The sequence below is a fragment of the Hyphomonas sp. UBA4494 genome (genome assembly GCF_002388935.1).
Classification (GTDB): domain Bacteria; phylum Pseudomonadota; class Alphaproteobacteria; order Caulobacterales; family Hyphomonadaceae; genus Hyphomonas.
This window is the reverse complement of sequence record NZ_DGNK01000025.1, coordinates 1-4,222: the sequence shown is the minus strand read 5'-3', so window position 1 is coordinate 4,222 and position 4,222 is coordinate 1. Positions and strand designations below refer to the sequence as shown.

Below are 4,222 nucleotides of genomic sequence, written 5' to 3'. Positions count from 1 at the left end.
GCTGGCGGTGATCGGTCCGATACCGGGAATGGTCGCCAGTCGCCGGCTCGTCTCGTGCGTCCGGTGCCACTCGAGGATCCGTTTCTCCAGGGCCTCAGCCTGATCGGCAATCGCCTCCGCTTGGCAGATCAACGCATGGATGGCAGCCGCAGCATGGTCAGGCAACTGTCGCGTTGCCCTTAAATCTGAGACACGACGCGTTCGGGGATATTTTTTGCCCTTAATTATGAGATTCCACTGCCATCGCGCCTATGCTTTTCGCGCGCTGCCGGGCGATGTAAACAACCGCGGCAAGCAGACGTGGCTCCTTATCGAAGGCGCGCAATAGAGCAACCCTTGCATAGTCGTCGATGCCGGAGCTTGAGATGGCCGCTTTGACCAGTGGACGGGATTGGGCTGCATCAATTGCAGCAAGGCCAAACAGCCTTACTTCCAGCCTGTGGCCCTGAAGAGCGTATAACGGATCTCCGCGGAAGGCCTTTAATGATATGGCAAAGGTGACCGCGCGCATTGCGCGCCGAAATTGCTTGGAGCTGCGTAATCGCGCGGCGTATTCAAGCCGCGCGGCGCCGTTGCGCGCACGATTTATCAGCTTTTCGGGCATCTGTTCGCCACTGGCCTTGCCGAGCGTCGGCACAAGTCTCGTCCCACAAACCTGGCAGTCGAATGCCCAGGCTCGCCTCCAATGCTTGAGCGAAAGGCCCTCTCTGGAACATTGCAGGCAATGCTGGAATGGTATCTGGGCCGTCAGCGAGGCTTCTCGTGTCGTCATTGCTGGGAAGGTCAAAGATCGCACAACATCTGGGTCAATCCGTGCGGCGTTGGCAATCTTCGCCGCCGCAGCCGCGTCGACGTTGAAGTTCAAGGCGGTGCCATGCGCGGTATCGATTCTGAGATGAGCCAGTAGTTCCGCATCATCACAGTAGTTGGCCGCCGCCAGCCTAGACAACCAACCTGACAACAACTCGTCGGGCAGCGGCGCGACAGTCTTGGGCAGCGGGTGCGGCTTCACACCCCGGACTTCTCGAGCCGCCGATGGGGGTTCGCATGGCGCGACCAAACCGGCGTCCATTTTGCGATTGCGTCATCGGTGATGCATTCATCACCTGTGACAATGGCGTCGATGGAAAGATCCTTGATCAGGGCGAAGATGCGCGAGGTCACCCCGCCGGTCAGCGCAAGTATCTGCTTTAGTGACTTGACCTTCAGATTGGATTTCTTCTCGAGGGGCATTGCCGCGATGAGTGTCTGGATCATGTCCGAGAACTCGGCGTCGTCGCGCCAGTTTGGAAGGTGATGTTCGTCCAGCCGCCTGGCAAGCTGGATATCACCACGGATGGCATCGACGGCCTCGCTGACCCCCAGGCAGACCAGCGACACTTCGAGTTCATTGCTGAGATACCGCAGAACATTGAGAAAGCGGCGCTGTTCGCGGTGGGTCCCGGCCAAGAGGTTGTGGACTTCGTCGATCATGATCATCCGCAGGCCAAGGTCGCGCAAGAGCGCGACGACACGGACTTCGAGGGAGGCCACATTTTGAGCGCGCGCGCTCAGTGCCGTGGCCGGTGCCCCGACGGTCGCCAGGATGTGCAGATAGAACCGTCGTTCGTCGGGAGCTGGTGGTGCTTGTAACAGTAACAGCGGCGTTCGCGTAATTCCCGATGCTGGGTCATATTCCGGTGCATATCTGCGCGAAAGATTGCGGGCGATCATCGTCTTTCCGATCCCGGACGCGCCATGCACAAGAAGGCCAGGCATACGGGTTTGCCTTGGCGCTTCGATCATACACTGCAAACGGTCCAGAACTTGTTCGGCCCGCGGAAAGCCAATCCAGATATCCGATTGAATGAGGGTGATCCGACCGTCTTCCTCTGTTTTTCCTGCCCTCAATTCACCATCTCTCCACCTTGAACAATGGGCGCGATGTATCACCCGTATCGATCGCGCGCAGCCCTTCGGTTGTTGAGACGGCCGAGTTGGCGCCCTCCAATGTCCCTTTTCTTTCACGGGATCGGCGTTCGGCCCTCGTCAGGCTCCGGCTTTCAGACTCGATTTGGCGTTGCTGTCGGATCAGCTCAGCCAGGACCAGCTCATTGGACCCGGACTTGCCAAGGGCACGGGCATTCCTCATGGCTTCGCGATATTCCCAGAGCGACACAGGCGGAATTTCCAGGTTTCGGTACCGAGCTTCGACGTATCGGTCATTATCCAGTTCGACCCAGATCACCGAGAGGTCGCGAGGGTCGTAGCGGACGACCACCTTTCCATCCCCGCGCCCGATGTGGCCTGCAAGCGCATCGGACCAGTACCGTATCTGGAACAGATGGATGCCGTCACGCCTGACCTTGCGCAGTTCACTTGGCAGAAAGCTCACCCGAAAGGCTTCAATCTCGAAGGGGATATCGCCCATCATTTGCTCTGAGAGCGCCTCCCATTTGGCAACGGGCGTGCAGCCAAGACTTGAATGAATGCTGTTGTTGTAGCGGCAGATTTCCAGAGCAAACCAGCGATCGAAGTCGCTTAAGGTCATCGTGGCCATGCCCTCGGCGTCATAGTCGCCCTTGGCCACGACCGAGGATTGCGTTGTTCCAGGCAACAGGTGCACGGCCCCCATCATCGTGCCGATCAATCGTTCGATGTGCCCTCCGAAATGAGGACTGCCTGGCGGCCGATAGACCAGATCGATCCCCCATTCTGCACATGCCGACCGAAAGGCATGCGACCGGAAATCGCGCCCGTTATCGACGTGGATGCTATGCGGTTTACCCTGCGCGGGCCAAGGAACATTGCGCACCAATTCCGCCAGAAGTTCCGCCTTGGGGGCCACAGCCTGTGTCAGGCAAAGCGCCACCGACAGACGCGAAGGTGCCTCGAGAGAGGTGTAATATCCGGTCACCATCCGCGTTGCGACGTCGATCGCCAGCGTGACCCAAGGCCGCCCAATTGGTTTGCGTTCAAAACTGTCGACGAGAATGATGTCCGCAGGCGTATGGTCGATTTGCACGACCTCCAGTGGCCGGTTTGCCTTGTTGTCGCCTACGACCGGCGCAAATTTCTGGCGGGCCGCCTTTGCGCCTTCGCGTGCCTTGGCAATTTCACGGGCATCCATTGCATCCAGCCTGCGCTGAACCGTCCGACGTGTCGGCGGTTGCAAGCCCTGCTGCCAGCACGCGCTTCGGATTTCTGTCACGATGCGCGACAGGCTTGGGCGTTCCCGCCGTAAGAAATAACGGCGAAGATGTTCTTCGATCACCGCTTCCACCTTGCCGGATATCAAGGTTGTACCAGTCGGGCGGCCCCGTTTCCGAGAAGCCAGCGCGCTGGTGCGCCCACCCTCTTCGGCCAGACGCTTTATCCAGCGCCAGACAGTCGCCCTGCTGACACCAAGCTCCCAAACGGCGTCATTGATGCCACTTTCCAGACTGCCAGTTCCTTTGAGATATGCCTGAACAAGCGGACGCAGAACGGCCGCCCTGCGCGCCTCCTCAGCACCAGCGGCAACGAAGTCTTCGCGATCATCATCCATCAATATTTGCCACACGAAGCTGCGAACCCTGTCTCAGGTTTAAGGGCAAAAATATCGGATTTAAAGGCAAAATATCATATTTAAGGGCAAAGCAAGGCCGTTGATTTCGTTGGATTTCTCATCTCACAATTAAGGGCTACGCGACATCGACGAAGATGCCGCTGCCCGGCCGGGCACATGGCTTGGCGAGATGCTGACGCGCAAGCCGCCGATGCTGGTGCGGGTCGCGCTGGCGAACAAAATGGCGCGGATCGTCTGGGCGCTGATGGCCCGAGGCGGCGCCTACCAGTCTCCGACCGCTGCGGCGTAAGCCGTCACTGGTCGCGAGGACGTCGGAGCGGAAGAGGGCAAGGAGACGTTTGGCGCTCGGTCGTGAGACGGGATCGGGAGAACCAGAGCGCAACAGAGTGCCATCGAGCACGCGGCTTTGATCTGGACCCGACCTGCGAACACCATACGGGCCCGCGGCGTGATGATGGCCGCAACAGAGGCCGGATACATGTCAGCACCCGACACCGCGCGAAACTGATCCAGAAACCCTCTTGCGCAAGGGGCGGTTATACATGTTGCGCAAATGCTGTGAAGGTTTCACCTTGCGAATCCAGTCTGTTAGTCAGGCTGCATGAGCAGACCCATACCCCCGACCTACAAGACCAGGAACTGGCCAGCCTACAATGAAGCAGTCAAGCGCCGGGG

At 59.0% G+C, this 4,222-nt stretch carries 3 protein-coding genes and 1 pseudogene; 1 reads left to right on the top strand and 3 read right to left on the bottom strand.

The genetic code is table 11. The features are described from left to right. Positions 1-220 precede the first annotated feature (220 nt). From B2P82_RS17115 to B2P82_RS09755, 3 genes are read right to left on the bottom strand one after another with little or no spacing between them, the layout of a single operon-like run. Positions 221-1,072 carry a TniQ family protein gene (locus B2P82_RS17115; RefSeq protein WP_524537550.1) on the bottom strand — a complete coding sequence of 284 codons (852 nt, stop codon included), beginning with the start codon at positions 1,070-1,072 and terminating at the stop codon, positions 221-223. Next, complete coding sequence (locus B2P82_RS09760; protein ID WP_235872058.1) at positions 1,009-1,932, bottom strand: TniB family NTP-binding protein; 924 nt, start codon at positions 1,930-1,932, stop codon at positions 1,009-1,011. The genes B2P82_RS17115 and B2P82_RS09760 overlap by 64 nt, the downstream gene beginning before the upstream one ends. Further along, positions 1,892-3,526, bottom strand: coding sequence for a TnsB C-terminal domain-containing protein (locus B2P82_RS09755; RefSeq protein ID WP_024099411.1), 1,635 nt, complete (start codon positions 3,524-3,526; stop codon positions 1,892-1,894). The genes B2P82_RS09760 and B2P82_RS09755 overlap by 41 nt, the downstream gene beginning before the upstream one ends. A 157-nt stretch (positions 3,527-3,683) precedes the next feature. Here B2P82_RS09755 and B2P82_RS09750 point away from each other — a divergent pair. Further along, a pseudogene (locus tag B2P82_RS09750) lies at positions 3,684-3,836 on the top strand (IS110 family transposase); the annotation flags it as partial. Positions 3,837-4,222 lie beyond the last annotated feature (386 nt).

What these genes read in the sequence shown, in the direction of transcription:
- B2P82_RS09755 (WP_024099411.1), bottom strand. Translation starts at nt 3,526, where the DNA reads ATGGATGATGATCGCGAAGACTTCGTTGCCGCTGGTGCTGAGGAGGCG.
- B2P82_RS17115 (WP_524537550.1), bottom strand. Translation starts at nt 1,072, where the DNA reads ATGGACGCCGGTTTGGTCGCGCCATGCGAACCCCCATCGGCGGCTCGA.